This is a genomic window from Nocardioides marmoriginsengisoli (genome assembly GCF_003725695.1).
GTDB classification, from domain to species: domain Bacteria; phylum Actinomycetota; class Actinomycetes; order Propionibacteriales; family Nocardioidaceae; genus Marmoricola; species Marmoricola marmoriginsengisoli.
Genome location: NZ_RJSE01000007.1, coordinates 1,252,395 through 1,270,289, shown reverse-complemented (window position 1 = coordinate 1,270,289; position 17,895 = coordinate 1,252,395). Strand labels below are relative to the sequence as shown.

Here is a 17,895-nt window from a genome sequence, read left to right as displayed (position 1 = left end):
GGCGTCAGTCGTGGACCTGGGACAACGTGACCACGAAGTTGCCGAGCGCTGCCGTCCGGCTCCGGGTGGTGTTGTCCGCCGCCGCATCGAACCGCACCTGGATCTCGGCGACCAGGGTGTCCCCGTCGTTCGCCTCGGTGACCTCGGTGACCGGGGACCCGCCGATGGTGAAGCCACCGGCCACCTGCAACGAGGGAGCCAGGTCGCCCGACGCGACACCCCCGGTCGCCACGACGGTCGCCCGCAGGTGCTCGCCGACGGCGCCGATCGTGTAGCTGCACCTCTTGGTCAGGACGTCGCCCGGGACCAGGGTGTCGGTGGCCGGGTCGAAGGCGATCCCGGCGGGCGACTCCGCGGAGTCGAGGGTCCAGGCGGCCGTCGCGCAGGACCCCGCGGTGGCGTCGGTGAGGGAGAGCGTGCCGCTGTTGACCGCTCCCCCGGCGATCGTGGCGGAATCGCTCCAGTAGGCGAGCGAACCCACTCCGCCGAGCAGCAGCACGCCGGCTGCGGTCGCCGCGAGGGCTCCCTTGGTTGACTTGTTCATGACTCTCCTTGCGCTAGGGCTTCGCTTGGCTGTCACCCCTTATGACCTCGGACAGGGCCCTGCGGACACGCGCCGACGGATAAAATTTCAGCCCGTCCCGACCCGGCCCGTCGGGTACAGCGCCGCCACGCTGAACGAGAGCGGGTCGCCCTCGTTGAGCTCGACGTCGACCGCGCGCTCGCGCTCGGCGAACTCGAGCGCGGCCAGCCCGTCGGTGAACGGCCCGGAGTAGCTGACCGACCCGGTCGCCTCGTCCCGGCAGACCACGATGTGCGGCTGGTCCAGCTCGACCAGCTCGGCCGCAGAGATGATCCGGGCCAGGATCTCGTGGATACGGCGGATCTCGTCGCCGTTGATCATGGGTTTCCCCCGGTCGGCAGTCTGGGCTCTTCCCCTAAGGACCGCGGCGTAGCCGATCCATCACGCGTCGACGCCGACCAATCTCGTAACCTCACCCCCATGGCCGTACCGACCCTGACCGATGGCGTCGTCACCCTCCGGGCCCACCACGAGGACGACGTCCCCGGGGTTCTCGAGCAGAGCGTCGACCCGCTCAGCCGGCAGTGGACCCGGGTGCCGATCCCCTACGAGCTGGAGGACGCCCGCCGGTTCGTCCGCCAGGCGATGCCGGACGGCTGGGCGAGCGACCAGGAGTGGGGCTTCGCCGTCGAGGCGGTCGGTCCGGCCGGCGTCCCGGCGTACGCGGGCACCGTGAGCCTGCGCAACAACGGCCCCGGCCGGGCCGAGATCGCGTACGGCGCGCACCCGCGGGCCCGCGGCACCGGGGCCGTCGACCGGGCCCTCCGGCTGCTCCTGGACTGGGGCTTCGCCGAACGCGGGCTCGGCACCGTGATCTGGTGGGCGCAGGTCGGGAACTGGGCCTCGCGGAAGGCGGCCTGGCGGCTCGGCTTCTCCTGCGACGGGGTGGTCCGCGGCTGGCACGACCACCGCGACGGCCTGGTCGACTCCTGGGTCGGGACGCTCCGTGCCGAAGACCCGCGCACGCCGCGGCAGGACTGGTGGGTCGCCCCGACGATCCGCGGCGAACGGGTCGTCCTGCGCCAGCTCCGCGAGACCGACACCGGGCGCCTGGTCGAGGCGTACTCGGACCCGGTCAGCACCTATTGGTTCAGCCGGGTGCCGATGCCGTTCACCGACGCGGACGCGGCCGCGTTCCTGCTCTCCCGCGGCGAGCTGCTGGCCACCGCGTCCGCGATGCCGTGGGCGGTGGCCGACCCGGCCACCGACGAACTCCTCGGGATGGTCTCGGTCAAGGACCTGGACCAGCTCGCCGGCCCGGAGATCGGCTACTGGACCCATCCCGCGGCACGCGGCCGCGGCGTCGCCGCGGAGGCGGTCCGGCTCGCCGTCCGGCACTCCTTCATCGACGCCGAGGACGGCGGCCTCGGGCTCACCAAGCTGCGCCTGGTGGCCGCGGTCGACAACACCGCCTCACGGAAGGTCGCCGTGGCGAACCGCTTCCGCGAGGCGGGCATCGAGCGCGCCGGGACCCCGTGCCGCGACGGGGCCCACGACGCGGTCGTCTACGACCTGCTCGCGAGCGACCTCAGAGGCTAGCGAGCGCCTCGTTCAGGGTCGTGGACGGACGCATCACGACCGAGGCCTTGGCGTCGTCCGGGCGGAAGTAGCCGCCGATGTCCGCGGGACTGCCCTGGACGGCGAGCAGCTCGCCGACGATGGCCTCCTCGTTGCTCGCCAGGGTCGTCGCCAGCCCGGCGAACGCCTCAGCCAGCGCGGCGTCCTCGGTCTGCGCGGCCAGCTCCTGGGCCCAGTACAGGCCGAGGTAGAAGTGGCTGCCCCGGTTGTCGATCGTGCCCAGCTTGCGGCCCGGCGAGCGGTCCTCGTTCAGGAACGTCCCGGTGGCGCGGTCCAGGGTGTCGGCCAGGATCTGCGCCCGGGCGTTGCCGGTCGAGGTGGCCAGGTGCTCCAGGCTCGCGGCCAGCGCGAAGAACTCGCCGAGGCTGTCCCAGCGCAGGTAGTTCTCCTTGACCAGCTGCTGCACGTGCTTGGGCGCCGAGCCGCCGGCGCCCGTCTCGAAGAGGCCGCCGCCGTTCATCAGCGGGACCACCGAGAGCATCTTGGCCGAGGTGCCGAGCTCCAGGATCGGGAACAGGTCGGTGTTGTAGTCGCGGAGCACGTTGCCGGTCACCGAGATGGTGTCCTCGCCGCGGCGGATCCGCTCCAGCGAGAACGCGGTCGCCAGCTCGGGGGTCAGGATCTTGATGTCCAGGCCGCTCGTGTCGTGCTCGGGCAGGTAGGCGTTGACCTTGGCGATCAGGTTGGCGTCGTGCGCCCGGCTCTCGTCGAGCCAGAAGATCGCCGGCGTGGCCGAGGCGCGGGCGCGGGTCACGGCGAGCTTGACCCAGTCGCGGATCGGGGCGTCCTTGGTCTGGCAGGCGCGCCAGATGTCACCGGCCTCGACGTCGTGCTCGATCAGCGCCTCGCCGGCGCTGTTGAGCACCCGCACGGTGCCGGCCGCGGCCAGTTCGAAGGTCTTGTCGTGCGAGCCGTACTCCTCGGCCGCCTGGGCCATCAGGCCGACGTTCGGGACCGAGCCCATCGTGGCCGGGTCGAAGGCGCCGTGCTTGCGGCAGTCGTCCAGGACGGTCTGGTAGACCCCGGCGTACGAGGAGTCCGGGATCACCGCGAGGGTGTCGGCCTCGTTGCCGTCCGGACCCCACATGTGGCCCGAGGTGCGGATCATCGCGGGCATCGAGGCGTCGATGATGACGTCGCTCGGCACGTGCAGGTTGGTGATGCCCTTGTCCGAGTCGACCATCGCCAGGCGCGGTCCGTCGGCGATGCCCCGGTCGAACGCCGCCTTGATCTCGGCGCCGTTCGGCAGCGCGTCGAGGCCGGCGAGGATGGCGCCGAGGCCGTCGTTCGCGGAGAGGCCGGCGGCGGCCAGGTCGTCGCCGTAGGTGGCGAAGACGTCGGCGAAGAACGCCTTCACGACGTGGCCGAAGATGATCGGGTCGGAGACCTTCATCATCGTCGCCTTGAGGTGGGCGGAGAAGAGCACGTCGTCGGCCTTGGCCTTCGCGATCGCGTTGACCAGGAACGCCCGCAGGTGCGACACCTGCATCACGGTGGCGTCGACGACCTCACCGGCGAGGACGTTCAGGCCGTCCTTCAGCACGGTCGTGGTGCCGTCCTCGGCCTCCAGGACGATCGAGAGGGTGTCGTCGGCGGCGAGCACGACGGACTTCTCGTTGGACTTGAAGTCGTGCTGACCCATCGTCGCGACGTTGGTCTTCGAGTCGCTGGTCCAGGCGCCCATCGAGTGCGGGTGCGTCTTCGCGTAGTTCTTCACGCTCGCGGGGGCGCGGCGGTCGGAGTTGCCCTCGCGGAGCACCGGGTTGACCGCGCTGCCCTTCACCTTGTCGTACTTGGCGCGGGTCTCGCGGTCGGCGTCGGTCTGCGGGTTCTCCGGGTAGTCCGGGATCGCGAAGCCCTGCTCCTGCAGCTCCTTGATCGCGGCCTTGAGCTGCGGGATGGAGGCGGAGATGTTGGGCAGCTTGATGATGTTCGCCTCGGGCGTCTTGGCCAGGGCACCCAGCTCGCCCAGCGCGTCGTCCGCGAGCCCGAACTGGGCCAGGATCCGGGCCGCCACCGAGATGTCCCGGGTCTCGACGGCGACGCCTGCGGTGCCGGCGTACGCGGAGATGATCGGGAGGAACGAGTACGTCGCCAGCAGCGGCGCCTCGTCGGTGAGCGTGTAGATGATCGAGGCGGGGGCGTTTGATTCAGTCACGACCGCAAGATATCCCACCGCCGAGGTCCCACTATCAGGCGTCTCGGGGCTCTAAGGTGCAAAACGGCACTGTCCGTTTCCACTTCCCCCTCAGGAGGCGTCATGTCTGACACTGCAACCCCTGCGACACCTGCCATCGCTTCGCGCCTGGGAGCCGAGGTGCTCGGCACCTTCTGGCTCGTCTTCGGCGGCTGCGGCACGGTGATCTTCGCTGCCAGCTCCGGGTTCGACTTCGACCGGGTCGCGATCGCGCTCGCGTTCGGCCTCACCGTCGTCACCGGTGCCTACGCCTTCGGGCACATCTCCGGTGCGCACTTCAACCCCGCCGTCACCATCGGGCTGGCCACCGCGAAGCGCTTCGACTGGAAGGACGTCCCGGCGTACGTCGTGGCGCAGGTCGTCGGCGGTACCGTCGCCGGCGCGGTCCTGCTGGTCATCGCAAAGGGCATGGACGGCTTCGAGGCCGACGGCAACATGGCCACCAACGCCTACGGCGGCGACGGCTACTCGCTGCTGGCCGTGCTGATCGCCGAGGTCGTGCTGACCGCGGTCTTCCTCTACGTGATCCTCGGCGCGACCGCCAAGGCCGCGACCGCCGGGTTCGCGGGCCTGGCGATCGGTCTCTGCCTGACCCTGATCCACCTGATCGCGATCCCGATCGACGGCACCTCGGTCAACCCGGCGCGTTCGCTCGGTGTTGCCTGGTTCGGTGGTGGCGACGCCCTCGGCGACGTCTGGCTGTTCATCGTCGCGCCGATCGCCGGTGCGATCATCGCCGGAGTCACCCACGCGCTGATCGTCGGCGAGAAGGACTGACCCACCCGCTCAGCCGAACGGCTCCCCAGGTCCGAGGACCTGGGGAGCCGTTCGCTTTGACGTGAGGCTCAGGCCAGGTCGAACCGGTCCAGCTCCATGACCTTGGTCCACGCCGCCACGAAGTCGGCGACGAACTTGCCCTGGGCGTCGTCGCTCGCGTAGACCTCGGCGAGCGAGCGGAGCTGCGAGTTCGAGCCGAACACCAGGTCCGCCGAGGTGGCCGTGTTCCGGACCGCACCGGTGCCGGCGTCCCGGATCTCGTAGACGTTCTCGACCGACTCCGAGGTCACCCACTCGGCGCCGGGCGCCAGCAGGTTGACGAAGAAGTCGTTGGTCAGCGTGCCCGGCCGGTCGGTGAGGACGCCGTGCGCCAGACCGTCGACGTTCGCGCCGAGGACCCGGAGGCCGCCGACCAGGACCGTCATCTCCGGCGCGGTCAGGGTGAGCAGGTTCGCCCGCTCGACCAGCAGCCGCTCGGCCTCGACCTTCTCGCCGGCGCGCAGGTAGCTGCGGAAGCCGTCGGCGCGAGGCTCCAGGACGTCGAACGACTCGGCGTCGGTCTGCTCCGCGGTGGCGTCGGTGCGACCCGGGCGGAACGGCACCGTGATGTCGTGGCCGCCGTCCTTCGCGGCCTTCTCGACCGCCGCGACGCCACCGAGGACGATCACGTCGGCCAGCGAGACCTGCTTGCCGCCGGCGGCGTTGAACGCGGCCTGGACGCCCTCGAGGGCGGTCAGCGCCTTGGCCAGCTCGGCCGGCTCGTTGACGGCCCAGTCGCGCTGCGGCGCGAGCCGGACCCGGGCACCGTTGGCGCCGCCGCGGCTGTCGGTCCCGCGGTAGCTGGCCGCCGACGACCAGGCCGTCGCGACCAGGCGCGAGACCGGGAGCCCGGTAGCCAGGATGCTGGCCTTGAGCGCGGACACGTCGGCGTCGTCGATCAGGTCGCCCTCGACCGCCGGCACCGGGTCCTGCCACAGCTGCGCCTCGGGGACCCAGGGCCCCAGGTAGCGGGCGATCGGGCCCATGTCGCGGTGCAGGAGCTTGTACCAGGCCTTGGCGAAGGCGAGCCGGAACGCGTCCAGGTCCTCCAGGAATCGCCGCGAGATCACCTCGTACGCCGGGTCCATCCGCAGCGCGAGGTCGCTCGTGAGCATCGTCGGCAGCTGCTTCTTCTCCGGGTCGAACGCGTTCGGGATCGTCGGCTCGGCGTCCTTGGCGACCCACTGGTTCGCACCGGCCGGGCTCTGGGTGAGCTCCCACTCGTAGCCGAAGAGGATCTCGAAGAAGCTATTGTCCCAGGTGATCGGCGTGTTGGTCCAGGTCACCTCGAGCCCGCTGGTGATCGCGTCGACGCCCTTGCCGGAGTTGAAGCTGCTCTTCCAGCCGAGGCCCTGGCTCATCACCGGGCAGCCCTCGGGCTCCGCGCCCACGTGGTCGGCCGGGCCGGCGCCGTGGGTCTTGCCGAAGGTGTGGCCGCCGGCGATCAGCGCGACGGTCTCCTCGTCGTCCATCGCCATCCGAGCGAAGGTGTCGCGGATGTCGCGGGCCGAGGCCAGCGGGTCCGGGTTGCCGTTCGGGCCCTCCGGGTTGACGTAGATCAGGCCCATCTGGACCGCGCCGAGCGGGTTCGCGAGCTCGCGGTCACCGGAGTAGCGCTCGTCGCCCAGCCAGATGTCCTCGGCACCCCAGTTGACCTCCTCGGGCTCCCAGATGTCCTCACGACCGAAGCCGAAGCCGAAGGTCTCGAAGCCCATGTCCTCGAGCGCGACGTTGCCGGCGAGGACCAGCAGGTCGGCCCAGGAGATCTTCTGGCCGTACTTCTGCTTGACCGGCCAGAGCAGCCGGCGCGCCTTGTCCAGGTTGCCGTTGTCCGGCCAGCTGTTCAGCGGCGCGAACCGCTGGGCGCCCTCGCCCGCACCACCGCGGCCGTCGGAGATCCGGTAGGTGCCGGCGGCGTGCCAGCTCAGCCGGATGAACAGCGGGCCGTAGTGACCGAAGTCGGCCGGCCAGAAGTCCTGGGAGGTGCGCATCACGTCGACGATGTCGGCCTTGAGCGCGTCCACGTCGAGGTCGGCGAACGCCTCGGCGTAGCGGAAGCCGGCGTCGAGCGGGCTGGCCTCGGCGTGCTTGTGCAGCACCCGCAGATCGAGCTGGTTCGGCCACCAGTCCTGGTTGGTCCGGGGGCGCGCCACGGGGGTCTCGGGGGTCGGCATGGCCGGGTTCTCGCTGTCAGACACGACGGTCGTTCTCCTGTCTCGGTGGTGCTGTGGCGGGTTAGTGAATCTGCGTGCAGTCGGGGCAGGTGCCCCAGTAGGTCACCTCGGCCTCGTCGATGACGAAGCCCTGGGTATCGGAGGCGTCGAGGCACGGGCGGGCCCCGACGGCGCAGTCCACGTCGGCGATCGCGCCGCAGCTGCGGCAGACGACGTGGTGGTGGTTGTCGCCGACCCGGAGCTCGAACCGAGCGGGCGAGCCGGCGGGTTCGATGCGCCGTACGACGCCGGCTTCGGTCAGCGCCCGCAGGACGTCGTACACGGCCTGGGTGGAGACGGCGCCGAGGTCGGCGCGGGCCACCTCGGCGAGCCGGTCGACCTCGGCGTGCGGGTGCTGCTCGAGGGCGTGGATCACGGCCACCCGGGGGCGGGTCACGCGCAGCCCGGAACCCCTCAGGAGGGCGACGGGATCGGCGGCGTGCATGCGCTGAGCCAACCATGTTTTCTTGAATCATTCAAGATTGACTCACCGGCGGATTTCCCGATCTCCGGGTGCGCTAGTTTCGTGGGGTTGATTTCCTCTCTCTAGGAGCCTCTGACGTGAGCACAACCCCCCTCAAGGTCGCCGTCACCGGTGCCGCCGGCCAGATCGGCTACAGCCTGCTCTTCCGCCTCGCCAGCGGCTCGCTGCTGGGCGCGGACCGCCCGATCGAGCTCCGCCTGCTTGAGATCGAGCCCGCCCTCAAGGCCCTCGAGGGCGTCGTCATGGAGCTCGACGACTGCGCCTTCCCGACCCTTGCCGGCGTCCAGATCGGTGCCGACGCCGAAGAGATCTTCGACGGCGTCAACCTGGCGCTGCTCGTCGGCGCCCGCCCGCGCGGACCGGGCATGGAGCGCGGCGACCTGCTCTCGGCCAACGGTGCGATCTTCACCGCCCAGGGCAAGGCCCTGAACAAGGTAGCCGCCTCCGACGTCCGGATCGGCGTCACCGGCAACCCGGCGAACACCAACGCGCTGATCGCGATGACCAACGCCCCCGACATCCCGGCCGAGCGCTTCTCCGCGCTGACCCGCCTGGACCACAACCGGGCGATCTCGCAGCTGGCGACCAAGACCGGCGCCTCGGTGACCGACATCAAGAAGGTCACCATCTGGGGCAACCACTCGGCCACCCAGTACCCGGACATCTTCCACGCCGAGATCGGTGGCAAGAACGCCGCCGAGGTCGTCAACGACCGGGCCTGGATCGCGGACACCTTCATCCCGACCGTCGCCAAGCGCGGCGCGGCGATCATCGACGCCCGCGGCTCGTCCTCGGCTGCCTCGGCCGCCTCGGCGACCGTCGACGCCGCCCGCGACTGGCTGCTCGGCTCCGCCGAGAACGATTGGGTCTCGATGGCGGTCCGCTCGGACGGTTCCTACGGCGTCCCGGAGGGTCTGATCTCGTCCTTCCCCGTCACCACCAAGAACGGTGACTGGGAGATCGTCCAGGGCCTGGAGATCGACGAGTTCTCCCGCGCCCGGATCGACGCCTCGACCGCCGAGCTCGCCGACGAGCGCGCTGCGGTGACCGAGCTCGGCCTGATCTGATCCACCGCTGAGTCCCCGGAGCCGGGCCGCCGCTAGGGCAGGCCGGGCTCCGGGGATTCTTCGTTCGGCCAGGTGTCGAAGAAGGTGGAGATCGCCTTCCGGTCGACTCCCCCGCAGTACATCCAGTTGCCGCGGTGCTTGGTCTGGTCGGTCGGGTCGTCGGCGTCCGCCGACCAGCGCACCAGGGCGACGTGCCTGCCCTCGGGGAACGCGGCCCCGTCCTCCTCGCGCCACGGCGCGGCGATGAACCGCTCCCGGTTCGCCATGTAGTCGGTGGCGATCGTCTCCAGCGACGCCAGCGCCGCAGTGTCCTCGGCGAGGGTGTCGTCGTACCAGGCGATCGTGTAGCCGTGCTCCAGGCTGTGCACCAGGTTGCCGACCTCGGGCCGGTCCGAGGAGTAGAAGGCCCGGCCGAACGGGGCGTACTCCGGCCGGTGCTCGCCGAAGGCCGGCGGTGCGTCGGTGTAGGTGATCGGGGTCGGCTCGTTGATGTGCTGCTGGTTCTCGTCGGTCGGCTTGGTGATCACCGCGTCGCAGGGAGCCGGCGCGGTGGTACTGCCGCCACCCGCCTCGGGGGCGTCGTCCGAGCCGCCGCAGGCGACCGCACCGGTGGCCACCGCGGCACTGACGGCGAGGGCGCCGGCGAGGCGGCGGAGTCGGGTCGGGCGCAGCGAGGTCTCGGTCACGCGCCGAGTATGCCGTGCTCGCGGAAGAAGGTCAGCAGATCCCGGATCGTGTCCGCGGTCGGGCGCGGCTCGTAGCCGAGCTGGTCGCGTGCCTTGGAGCCGTCGACGTACGGGCTCGAGGTCAGCGTCTCCAGGGACGCCGGCGACATCGCGTCCGAGCCGAACCGGCGCGCGATCGGGTCGACCAGCGGCGCGACCGTGGTGAGCACCGAGAGCGGGAGCACGATCCGGGGCGGCCGGTGGCCGGCTCCCTGCGCCGCCATCCCGTTGATCTCCGGCAGGCTCACGTGGTGGCCGGTGAGCAGGTAGTTCTCGCCGGTCCGACCCTTCTCGGCGGCCAGCAGGAAGCCGCGCGCGACGTCGCGGACGTCGACCATGTCGAACGAACCGCGGATCGCGACCGGCACCCGTCCCTTCGCGGCGTCGAGCAGCGAGGCGTTCAGCCGCGAGAGCCGGGTCGGCTGGTCGACCGGGCCGTAGATCCCGGTCGGGTTGCAGGTCAGCGCGTCCAGGCCGTCCTCGACGACCTTGAGCAGCTCGAGCTCGCCGGCGTACTTGGAGCGGTTGTAGACCGGCAGGCCCGGATCGGTCGAGCGCGGCGAGCGCTCGTCCACCCGGTCGCCCGCGGCGTACCGGAAGGCGTTCAGCGAGCTGCAGTTCACCATCCGTCGTACGCCCACGTCGAGGGCCGCCCGGGCCACGGTGGCGACCCCGTCGACGTTCACCCGCCAGGCGAGCGGGTCCTCCTGCCTCAGGCTGATCATCGCGACCAAGTGGTAGACGACCTCGGCGCCGTCCAGGGCGGCGCGCATCTGCGCGGGGTCGAGGACGTCCGCGTTGACCCAGGTCACCTCGGGACCGGTGGCCAGGTCGCTGGCGACCCGGTCGATCGCGGTGACCTGGTGCCCCTCGGCGACCAGGGCCCGGACGACGTTGCCGCCGAGGAAGCCGGCCGCGCCGGTGACCGCTACCCGCACGAGTAGGACCGTCCACGCGGCTCGCGCAGCCACAGCACGTCGGCGCCGACCGTCGTACCCTCGCCGATCAGGGTCCGCTTGAGCACCTTGTTGGTCGCCGTGCTCGGCAGCGCTTCGGCGATCCGCACGTAACGCGGCCAGGCCTTCGGTGACAGGTCCTCCTGGTCGCCCAGGAACGCCTCGAACCCGGCGGGCTCCAGGACGCCGCCGTCGACGAGCACCAGCGCCACCATCAGCTGGTCGCCGACGTCGGGGTCCGGGACGCCGTACACGGCCGCCTGGCTGATCGCCGGGTGCCGCAGCAGGATCGCCTCGATCGGCGCCGCCGCGAGGTTCTCGCCGTCCACCCGGAGCCAGTCGCTGGTCCGGCCGGCCAGGTAGACGAACCCGGCCTCGTCGCGGTAGCCGAGGTCGCCGGACCAGTACATCCCGCCATCGAGCCGGTCCGCGGTCGCCTGCTCGTTGTTGTAGTAGCCGCCGAAGAAGCCGGCCCCCTGGGTGTTGACCAGCTCGCCGACCGCCTCGTCGAGGTTGGTCACCACGCCGCGCTCGTCGAAGACCGCCCGCGGCCGCTCGGTCCGGGTCTCCCGGTCGTAGATCGCCACGCCCTCGAACGGCTGGCCGATCGAACCGGGCGGGGTGTCCTCGGTGCGGGTGATGATCACCGCGGTCTCGGTCGAGCCGAAGCCGTCCCAGACCTCGCAGCCGAAGCGCTTGCCGAACGCGGCGATATCGCGGTCCGAGGCCTCGTTGCCGAACGCGGTCCGCAGCGGATTGTCGGCGTCGTCGGGCTTCTCCGGCGTCGCCAGCAGGTAGGCCAGCGGCTTGCCGACGTAGTTCATGTACGTCGCCCCGAAGCCGCGGATGTCGTCGAGGAACCGGGAGGCGCTGAACTTACGGGCGAGCGCCACCGTCGCGCCGGACGCCAGCGCCGGGGCCAGTCCGCCCATGATCGCGTTGGAGTGGAACAGCGGCATCGAGATGTAGCAGACGTCGTCGGTGGAGAGCGCGTACTTCTCCGACAGCACCGCGCCGGACATCACCACCATGAAGTTGCTGACCTGCACCGCCTTCGGGTCACCGCTGGTGCCCGAGGTGAAGATCAGCATGAAGGTGTCCATCGTCTCGACGGTCCGGAACCCGTCGAGGGTGCGCGGGGCGGCGGCGACCCTGCTCAGCCAGGCGTCGTCGTCGGTGTTCACCACGATCGCGCCGCCGAGGTCGAGGCCGGTGAGCAGCTCGAGGTGCTCGGTGTCGGTCAGCAGCACCTTGCAGTGCGCCGTCCGGACGTCCTGGGCGAGGCCGTCGCCGCGACGGGTGGTGTTGATCCCGGCCGTGACGTGGCCGCCGAGGGCACCGGCGACCAGCGCCATCACCATCTCGGCGGTGTTCTCGAAGAGGACCCCGATGTGCAAGGGCTCCGCGCCGGCGGCGAGCTCGTGCAGCACGTGCGCCCGGGCCGCGCTCTCACCGAGGAGCTCGCGCCAGGTCCAGGAACGGTCCTCGAACAGCAGCGCGGGCAGGTCGCTGTCGAGCTGGGCGTGCAGGAACTGCTGGACGGTGTCGGCCACGACTCAGCCCCTCGGCGCCAGGATGACGACCGGGATCTCCCGCTCGGTCCAGGCCTGGTAGCTGGCGAAGTCGGCGTACACCTCGACGAGCCGGGGCCACAGCGCCGCGCGCTCCTCGGCGTTCGCGGTGCGGGCGCGGACCTGGCGCCGCTCCCCCTTGATCTGGACCTGGGTGTCCGGGGTGGCGACCAGGTTGCGGTACCACTGCGGGTCCTTCGGCAGCCCGCCCTGCGAGCCGACCACGATCACGTCCGGACCGTCGAGCATGTAGAGCAGCGGGGTCGTGAACGACTTCCCGGAGGTCCGCCCGCGGTGGTCGAGCAGCAGCGTCGGGACCGGCTTGCGGAACCCCGCGCCGATCCGCCACTTCGAGCCGATCAGGCCGTTGGTACGACGGTAGGTCCACACGTGCGCCTTGCCGGCGTACTTCATCAGCTTGGGGACCATCGGGGAGTCGAGCCCGTCGGGACGCTTCTTCGTGTCGGCCATACCCGGAACTATAGAACCTGTTCTAGTCTGAGCGGGAGGGCAGAGGAGCTCCCCCATTGAGACCGATTGAGTCTGGATCCGCCGGATGAAGCTTGACGTCCAGCTCGACGCGCGCCCGGACCAGGCGGCGGCCCGGGCCCGCGAGCTCCTCGACGCCGGGGTCGACGGGCTCTTCACGTTCGAGGGCCCGCACGACGTCTTCCTGCCGCTGATCGTGGCGGCCGGCTCGGCCGACGTACGGGAGACCGACCTGATGACCAACGTCGCGATCGCGATCCCGCGCAGCCCGATGCACCTGGCGAACCTGGCCTACGACCTGCAGCTGCTCTCCGGCGGCCGCTTCCGGCTCGGGCTCGGCTCGCAGATCAAGCCGCACATCGAGAACCGGTACGGCGCCTCCTGGAGCAAGCCGGCCGCCCGGATGCGGGAGACCGTGCTGGCCGTGAAGGCGATCCTGGGCTCCTGGCAGGACGGCACCCGGCTCGACTTCCGCGGCGAGTTCTCCCGGCACACGCTGATGCCGCCGACCTTCGTCCCCGGCCCGAACCCGTACGGCGTCCCGCCGGTCCTGCTCGGCGCGCTCGGCCCGGTGATGACCCGGACCGCCGCCGAGGTCGCCGACGGGCTGCTGGTGATGCCGTTCCACAGCGCCCGGCACTTCCGGGAGCGGACTCTGCCGGCCGTTGCCGAGGGACTGGAGCTCGCCGGCCGGGCGCCGCTCTCGGACCGGGCCTTCGACGTCTACCCGCAGGCGATCGTGGCGATGGGCGACTCGGCCGCCGAGATCGAGGCCGCCTCGGTGGGCGTGCGGGGGCTGCTCGCGTTCTACGGCTCCACGCCGGCGTACCGTCCGGTCCTGGAGGTCGAGGGCTGGGGCGACCTGCAACCCGAGCTGAACGCGCTCTCCAAGACCGGCGACATCATGACGATGATCGACCTGATCGACGACGACGTGCTGCGCACCCTGGCCGTCGTCGGGACGCCCGCCGAGTGCGCCGCCGAGATCAAGGCGCGGTTCGGCGACGTCGCCGACCGGATCTGCGCGTACTTCCCGGGGAGCACGCACCCGCCGGAGACCGTCCGCGGGCTGGCCGAGGCGCTGCGCGCGCCCTAGCGGCGGGTCAGCGGTCCCGGTCGCTCTTGTCGCGAGCCATCGCGGCACCGATCAGTGCACCGGCGACCACGACGATCAGGATCGCGATCACGGCGTGGTCGCTGCTGAGCGCGACGATCGCGCCGCTGAGTACCAGCGCGACGACCAGTACTAGCGCGGTGGCTTTCTGCATCCCTGGACCCATGCCCGGACCCTACACAGGCACCGCCAGCGTGGTCGGGTCGAGGCGTCCGCGCAGCAGCATCGGCTCGAGCAGCCGCCAGCGGGCCTGCTCGCCGGCCCCGGCCCGGTCGACGATCCGCTCGGAGGCGACCACCCGCTCGGGGCGGTCCTTGGCCTGCTCGGTGAGCCGGGCGGCCTCGTTCACGGCGTCGCCGATCACGGTGTACTCCAGCCGCTCGGCGGAGCCGATGTTCCCGGCGATCACGAGTCCGTGCGAGACCCCGATGCCGGCGTCGAGGTCCGGCACCTCGGACTTCAGCCGGGCCGACATCGTCCGGGCGGCGGCAAGCGCCGCGGCCGCGGGGTCGGGCAGCTCCAGCGGCGCGCCGAAGATGCAGAGCGCCGCGTCGCCCTCGAACTTGTTGACCAGCCCGCCGTGCTCGGAGACCACCGAGACGACGACCTCGAAGAACCGGTTCAGCGCGGCCACCACCTCCGCGGCGGGGTGCGTCGCGGCGTAGGTGGTGCTGCCGATCACGTCCACGAACAGGGCAGCCACCTCGCGTTCTTCACCACCGAGCGAGACCCCCTGCTGCAGGGCCAGCCGGGCGACGTCCTCGCCGACGTGCCGGCCGAACAGGTCACGGAGCTGCTCACGCTCCAGCAGGGCGGCGACCATGTTGTTCACTCCGGACTGGAGCTGGCCGATCTCGCCGGCGTCGTCGACGGTGACGGTGACGCTGAGGTCACCGCCCTCGATCTCGGCGAGCGCGCTGGTGAGGTCGCCGAGCGGCTCCCCCACCGACTTGGCGAAGAGCACGGTCGCGAAGTACCCGGTGATCAGCGCGCCGAGCCCGACGACCAGACCACTGATCGAGAGCTGGCGCAGGGAGACCCCGGTCTCGTTCGCGAACGCGACCATCCCGATCAGGCCGATCATCGGGACGCCGGTGGTGAGCGTGTAGATGAAGATCGCCTTCTGGCCGACGCCCGCCGTGGTCCCGCGCCGCGGCGGCGAGAGCTCGAGCACCCGGGTGGTGGCGGACTTGAAGAGCCGCATGCAGAGCAGGTACGACGTCGCCGCGGTCGCCAGCCCGCTGATGATCACGGTCGTCGAGAGCTGCAGGGCGTACATCCCGCCGACGTCGAGGTTGGCGTAGAAGAACACGACGCAGGAGAACGCCCAGATCACCACCTGCATCCAGAACAGCCACCACGGCAGGTTCAGGGTGAGCTGCTGCTCCTCCTCGTCCGGCGGCATCCCGCGCAGCGTCCAGTCCAGCGCCCGGTGCGCGCGCGGCGCCCCGACCACGCCGAGCACGACCCAGCTGATCCCGACCAGGACCAGGCCGAGGATCACGTTGCCGCGCTCGATCTCCGGTGTGGAGACGTCCGCGGGGAACGGCAGCACCACCAGGTAGTCGATGATCAGCACGACGGCACCGACCAGGTTGGCGAACCAGACCAGGCCGATCACCTCGTACGGGCGGACGCCCCGGAGGTCGGGACCGTGCAGCCCGTGGGCACCGAATTGCATGCTCGGATCGTCGCGGTCCGCGAGGCCGTTTGGCAACGGCTGGAGCAGGTGGGATCAGAGCGTGCCGAGGATCCGGCCGCGCTGCTCCTGGTACTCCGTGTCGCTGACCTTGCCGTCGCGGTGCAGCTGGTCGAGCCGGTCCAGCCGGACCGAGACGTCCTCGGCTTCGCCGCCGTCCGCGCCCGCAGCCGACACCGGCTCGTCCCAGGTGATGTCCATCGAGGTCGGGTCGTCGGGCCCCGCCACCTTGGCCCGGAAGCCGTCGCCCACCTTGAGCGAGCCCATCGCCGTGTGCGGCACCGTGGCCTTCTTGGTGACGGCGTACGGCTCCACCCCGGTGCCCGCGTCCGGCTCGACCCGGAAGACGAACTCCAGGCGCGGCCGGTTGTTGATGTACGAACCGGTCTCCCGCACCCGGGAGATCCAGAGCGTCGCCGGGAACTTGTTCGCCGCCGCCCTGCGCTCACCGGAGGCGAGCGCTGCGGAGCCGGCGAAGTAGAGGACCGAGCCGACCACGCCGATGACCAGCGCGAAGATGCCGATGCCCAGCGGGAGCCAGCGCCAGTTCTCGTGCTCGGCGTCGATCCCGATCTTCATCAGGCCGACGACCAGCGACGGGATGCCGAGCGCGAGCCAGAGCAGCGTCCCCTGGGTGAACGTCTTGCTGTCGACCTTGGGCTTGCCCTCGGGCGCGGCCGCCTGGATCCCCTTGAGCCGTTGCGCGTGCTGGCGCATCAGCGGGCCGAGGAGCACCCAGAACGCACCGATCCCGATCAGACCGGGCACGCTGAGAGCGACGCCGATCGCGGTCGCCACCACCCCGAGGATTGCGAGCTTCATGGGACCGCAGACTACTGATCGCGACGGGTCCGGGCCAGAGGTCGCCGCTCAGGGATCCTGCGGCTGGCACGCTGCGGCACCCTAGAGTGCGCCCATGATCATCGTGGTCTCCGGCACCCATGCGAGCGGCAAGAGCTCCTTGATCGACGCGTTCGCCTCCGCCCACCCCGACGTCGAGGTGCTGCCGGATCCGATCGAGGTGCTCGGGGAGTACCGCACCGACGCGGGTGCCGGGGTGTTCTACCAGCAGCTCGAGGTCGCGGCCGCGCGCCTGACCGGGAACCTCGTCGGCCCGGTGATCGTCGAACGCGGACCGTGGGACTTCCTCGCCTACCTCGAAGCGCTGGACCAGCTCGGCCGACCGGTCCCGTCCAGCGACCACCTCCGCCGGGGAGCCGAGCTCTGCGCCGAGGCGGCCCAGCACCTCGACCTGCTCGTCCTGCTCCGCCTCGACTCCGGCTCTCCGATCACGGTTCCCGAGGACGAGGACCCGGAGCTGCGCGAAGCGATGGATCAGATCCTCGTCGAGATCGTCGACGACGCCGACCTGACGGGCGGTGCCGAGGTGGTCGAGCTGAGCGGAGACCTCGAGGTCCGGGTCGCGGCGCTGGAGCAGCAGGTCTCCCGAGGGTCGACGGCCTGAGTCGGAGCCGCACCCTCGCTCAGGACGCGAGAGTCGCCGCGACGATCCGGGCCTGCGCAGCCGCTCCGACAGCGCCGGGGTGGATCGGCTGCCCCGAGAGCGGGGGCTCGATCCAGCGCACGCCCACCGGCTGGCAGACGTCGTGCCCGATCGACGGCGTGAACGTGTCGATGTACGTCGCGCCGTGGAGCGCTGCCTGCTCGGCCAGCATCGTGTTGATGTTCTTCTGGACGGCGTTCATGTACGCCGTGTCGCCGGTGGTCAGCGGCATCTGGCGGAAGCACCGCCCCGATTGCGGAAGGATGGAGAGATAGCCGACGACGTACACCTTCGCGTGCGGGGCGCGGAGCCGGATGGCGTCGAGCGCGGCACCGATCGCGGGCGCATCGGAGGCGATCAGCCGGTCGAAGCGGTCCCCGTAGGTCCGCTGGCACGGCGCACCGAGGTCGAGGACGGCGATCGGCGCGAAGGCGCCGCAGAGCGCGATCGCGCTGGCGAACAGGTTGTTGTCGTTGCCGCCGATGCCCACCGTGACCACCGACTCGTCACCGTTGAGCGCGTCGAGCTGGGCGGGCACGCCCCGGTACTGGGGCTTGCTCAGGTGCGCCACGGTCGCCCCGCCGCAGGTCACGTCGACCAGGGTGAGGCCGAGCTCGGCGGCGACGAGCTTCGGGTAGTTGCGCGCCGACTGGAGGCAGAAGGGGTTGGTCCCCTTGGCGATCGGCATCACGCCGGAGTCCGCCGAGTAGGAGTCACCGAAGGCGACGTACCGGCCGCTTGGCGCCGCGGCGCCCTCGGCGGCGGCCGCTCCCCCGCCCAACGGGAACGCGACGACCACCGCGCAGAGCGCCAGGCCGATCGCCGAAACCTTCGTCCGTCTCCTGCTCATCGCCGTCTCCCTCGGTTCGGTCGTCCGACCCCGTTCTACCGGATCGCGA

At 71.0% G+C, this 17,895-nt stretch carries 18 protein-coding genes; 5 read left to right on the top strand and 13 right to left on the bottom strand.

The features are described from left to right. Positions 1-4: 4 nt before the first annotated feature. Both EFK50_RS14645 and EFK50_RS14640 read right to left on the bottom strand, forming a co-directional pair. A complete protein-coding gene (locus EFK50_RS14645; protein WP_123228250.1) occupies positions 5-544 on the bottom strand; it encodes an alternate-type signal peptide domain-containing protein in 540 nt (179 codons plus the stop codon). An 87-nt stretch (positions 545-631) separates the two neighbouring features. Beyond that, positions 632-904: a hypothetical protein gene (locus EFK50_RS14640; RefSeq protein ID WP_123228249.1), complete on the bottom strand. Its 273-nt coding sequence runs from the start codon at positions 902-904 to the stop codon at positions 632-634. Between the two features lie 99 nt (positions 905-1,003). Here EFK50_RS14640 and EFK50_RS14635 point away from each other — a divergent pair, with 99 nt between their 5' ends. After that, positions 1,004-2,122, top strand: a complete 1,119-nt coding sequence (locus EFK50_RS14635) for a GNAT family N-acetyltransferase (RefSeq protein WP_123228248.1) — start codon at positions 1,004-1,006, stop codon at positions 2,120-2,122. Here EFK50_RS14635 and EFK50_RS14630 read toward each other — a convergent pair. After that, the gene (locus EFK50_RS14630; RefSeq protein ID WP_123228247.1) at positions 2,112-4,319 is read right to left on the bottom strand and encodes an NADP-dependent isocitrate dehydrogenase; all 2,208 of its coding nucleotides are present in this window, start codon (positions 4,317-4,319) and stop codon (positions 2,112-2,114) included. The two genes, EFK50_RS14635 and EFK50_RS14630, sit on opposite strands and share 11 nt — an antisense overlap. A 102-nt stretch (positions 4,320-4,421) precedes the next feature. Here EFK50_RS14630 and aqpZ point away from each other — a divergent pair, with 102 nt between their 5' ends. Continuing rightward, a complete protein-coding gene (aqpZ, locus tag EFK50_RS14625; protein WP_123228246.1) occupies positions 4,422-5,135 on the top strand; it encodes an aquaporin Z in 714 nt (237 codons plus the stop codon). 68 nt (positions 5,136-5,203) lie between these two features. On the opposite strand, the gene katG is transcribed toward aqpZ, so the two are convergent. Continuing rightward, entirely contained in the window at positions 5,204-7,348 is a 2,145-nt protein-coding gene (gene katG / locus EFK50_RS14620; RefSeq protein ID WP_123228245.1) for a catalase/peroxidase HPI, read from the bottom strand. A 61-nt stretch (positions 7,349-7,409) separates the two neighbouring features. Continuing rightward, on the bottom strand, positions 7,410-7,832 hold the full coding sequence (locus EFK50_RS14615) for a Fur family transcriptional regulator (protein ID WP_123228244.1): 423 nt from the start codon (positions 7,830-7,832) through the stop codon (positions 7,410-7,412). Positions 7,833-7,948: 116 nt separating this feature from the next. Here EFK50_RS14615 and EFK50_RS14610 point away from each other — a divergent pair, with 116 nt between their 5' ends. Continuing rightward, the gene (locus tag EFK50_RS14610) at positions 7,949-8,938 is read left to right on the top strand and encodes a malate dehydrogenase (protein WP_123228243.1); all 990 of its coding nucleotides are present in this window, start codon (positions 7,949-7,951) and stop codon (positions 8,936-8,938) included. Positions 8,939-8,970: 32 nt separating this feature from the next. Here the strand turns inward: EFK50_RS14610 and EFK50_RS14605 are convergent, their stop codons facing one another. Genes EFK50_RS14605 through EFK50_RS14590 form a run of 4 tightly spaced genes read right to left on the bottom strand, consistent with a single transcriptional unit; the run spans position 8,971 to position 12,661 of the window. Beyond that, positions 8,971-9,624 carry a DUF3105 domain-containing protein gene (locus EFK50_RS14605; protein WP_123228242.1) on the bottom strand — a complete coding sequence of 218 codons (654 nt, stop codon included), beginning with the start codon at positions 9,622-9,624 and terminating at the stop codon, positions 8,971-8,973. Beyond that, the gene (locus tag EFK50_RS14600; protein ID WP_123228241.1) at positions 9,621-10,601 is read right to left on the bottom strand and encodes an NAD-dependent epimerase/dehydratase family protein; all 981 of its coding nucleotides are present in this window, start codon (positions 10,599-10,601) and stop codon (positions 9,621-9,623) included. The genes EFK50_RS14605 and EFK50_RS14600 overlap by 4 nt, the downstream gene beginning before the upstream one ends. Further along, positions 10,592-12,172 (bottom strand): AMP-binding protein, encoded by a 1,581-nt coding sequence (locus EFK50_RS14595; RefSeq protein ID WP_123228240.1) that lies wholly within the window; start codon positions 12,170-12,172, stop codon positions 10,592-10,594. The genes EFK50_RS14600 and EFK50_RS14595 overlap by 10 nt, the downstream gene beginning before the upstream one ends. A gap of 3 nt (positions 12,173-12,175) precedes the next feature. Continuing rightward, on the bottom strand, positions 12,176-12,661 hold the full coding sequence (locus tag EFK50_RS14590; protein WP_123228239.1) for a nitroreductase family deazaflavin-dependent oxidoreductase: 486 nt from the start codon (positions 12,659-12,661) through the stop codon (positions 12,176-12,178). A gap of 85 nt (positions 12,662-12,746) precedes the next feature. On the opposite strand from EFK50_RS14590, the gene EFK50_RS14585 reads away from it, so the two are divergent. Next, positions 12,747-13,775 carry a TIGR03617 family F420-dependent LLM class oxidoreductase gene (locus EFK50_RS14585; RefSeq protein WP_123228238.1) on the top strand — a complete coding sequence of 343 codons (1,029 nt, stop codon included), beginning with the start codon at positions 12,747-12,749 and terminating at the stop codon, positions 13,773-13,775. Positions 13,776-13,782: 7 nt separating this feature from the next. Here EFK50_RS14585 and EFK50_RS22235 read toward each other — a convergent pair whose 3' ends face one another. Genes EFK50_RS22235 through EFK50_RS14575 form a run of 3 tightly spaced genes read right to left on the bottom strand, consistent with a single transcriptional unit; the run spans position 13,783 to position 16,314 of the window. Next, entirely contained in the window at positions 13,783-13,959 is a 177-nt protein-coding gene (locus EFK50_RS22235; RefSeq protein ID WP_183407842.1) for a hypothetical protein, read from the bottom strand. A 9-nt stretch (positions 13,960-13,968) separates the two neighbouring features. Then, complete coding sequence (locus tag EFK50_RS14580) at positions 13,969-15,474, bottom strand: adenylate/guanylate cyclase domain-containing protein (protein ID WP_123228237.1); 1,506 nt, start codon at positions 15,472-15,474, stop codon at positions 13,969-13,971. A gap of 54 nt (positions 15,475-15,528) precedes the next feature. Then, positions 15,529-16,314, bottom strand: a complete 786-nt coding sequence (locus tag EFK50_RS14575) for a hypothetical protein (RefSeq protein WP_123228236.1) — start codon at positions 16,312-16,314, stop codon at positions 15,529-15,531. A gap of 94 nt (positions 16,315-16,408) precedes the next feature. Here EFK50_RS14575 and EFK50_RS14570 point away from each other — a divergent pair, with 94 nt between their 5' ends. Beyond that, entirely contained in the window at positions 16,409-16,957 is a 549-nt protein-coding gene (locus EFK50_RS14570) for an AAA family ATPase (protein WP_123228235.1), read from the top strand. Positions 16,958-16,976: 19 nt separating this feature from the next. Here EFK50_RS14570 and EFK50_RS14565 read toward each other — a convergent pair whose 3' ends face one another. After that, positions 16,977-17,846: an SGNH/GDSL hydrolase family protein gene (locus EFK50_RS14565; protein WP_123228234.1), complete on the bottom strand. Its 870-nt coding sequence runs from the start codon at positions 17,844-17,846 to the stop codon at positions 16,977-16,979. Positions 17,847-17,895: the final 49 nt, after the last annotated feature.

Bases quoted from the DNA above. Each gene is read 5' to 3' on its own strand.
- EFK50_RS14645 (WP_123228250.1), bottom strand. From the start codon at position 544: ATGAACAAGTCAACCAAGGGAGCCCTCGCGGCGACCGCAGCCGGCGTG.
- EFK50_RS14640 (WP_123228249.1), bottom strand. From the start codon at position 904: ATGATCAACGGCGACGAGATCCGCCGTATCCACGAGATCCTGGCCCGG.
- EFK50_RS14635 (WP_123228248.1), top strand. From the start codon at position 1,004: ATGGCCGTACCGACCCTGACCGATGGCGTCGTCACCCTCCGGGCCCAC.
- aqpZ (WP_123228246.1), top strand. From the start codon at position 4,422: ATGTCTGACACTGCAACCCCTGCGACACCTGCCATCGCTTCGCGCCTG.
- katG (WP_123228245.1), bottom strand. From the start codon at position 7,348: ATGCCGACCCCCGAGACCCCCGTGGCGCGCCCCCGGACCAACCAGGAC.
- EFK50_RS14615 (WP_123228244.1), bottom strand. From the start codon at position 7,832: ATGCACGCCGCCGATCCCGTCGCCCTCCTGAGGGGTTCCGGGCTGCGC.
- EFK50_RS14590 (WP_123228239.1), bottom strand. From the start codon at position 12,661: ATGGCCGACACGAAGAAGCGTCCCGACGGGCTCGACTCCCCGATGGTC.
- EFK50_RS14585 (WP_123228238.1), top strand. From the start codon at position 12,747: ATGAAGCTTGACGTCCAGCTCGACGCGCGCCCGGACCAGGCGGCGGCC.
- EFK50_RS22235 (WP_183407842.1), bottom strand. From the start codon at position 13,959: ATGGGTCCAGGGATGCAGAAAGCCACCGCGCTAGTACTGGTCGTCGCG.
- EFK50_RS14580 (WP_123228237.1), bottom strand. From the start codon at position 15,474: ATGCAATTCGGTGCCCACGGGCTGCACGGTCCCGACCTCCGGGGCGTC.
- EFK50_RS14575 (WP_123228236.1), bottom strand. From the start codon at position 16,314: ATGAAGCTCGCAATCCTCGGGGTGGTGGCGACCGCGATCGGCGTCGCT.
- EFK50_RS14570 (WP_123228235.1), top strand. From the start codon at position 16,409: ATGATCATCGTGGTCTCCGGCACCCATGCGAGCGGCAAGAGCTCCTTG.
- EFK50_RS14565 (WP_123228234.1), bottom strand. From the start codon at position 17,846: ATGAGCAGGAGACGGACGAAGGTTTCGGCGATCGGCCTGGCGCTCTGC.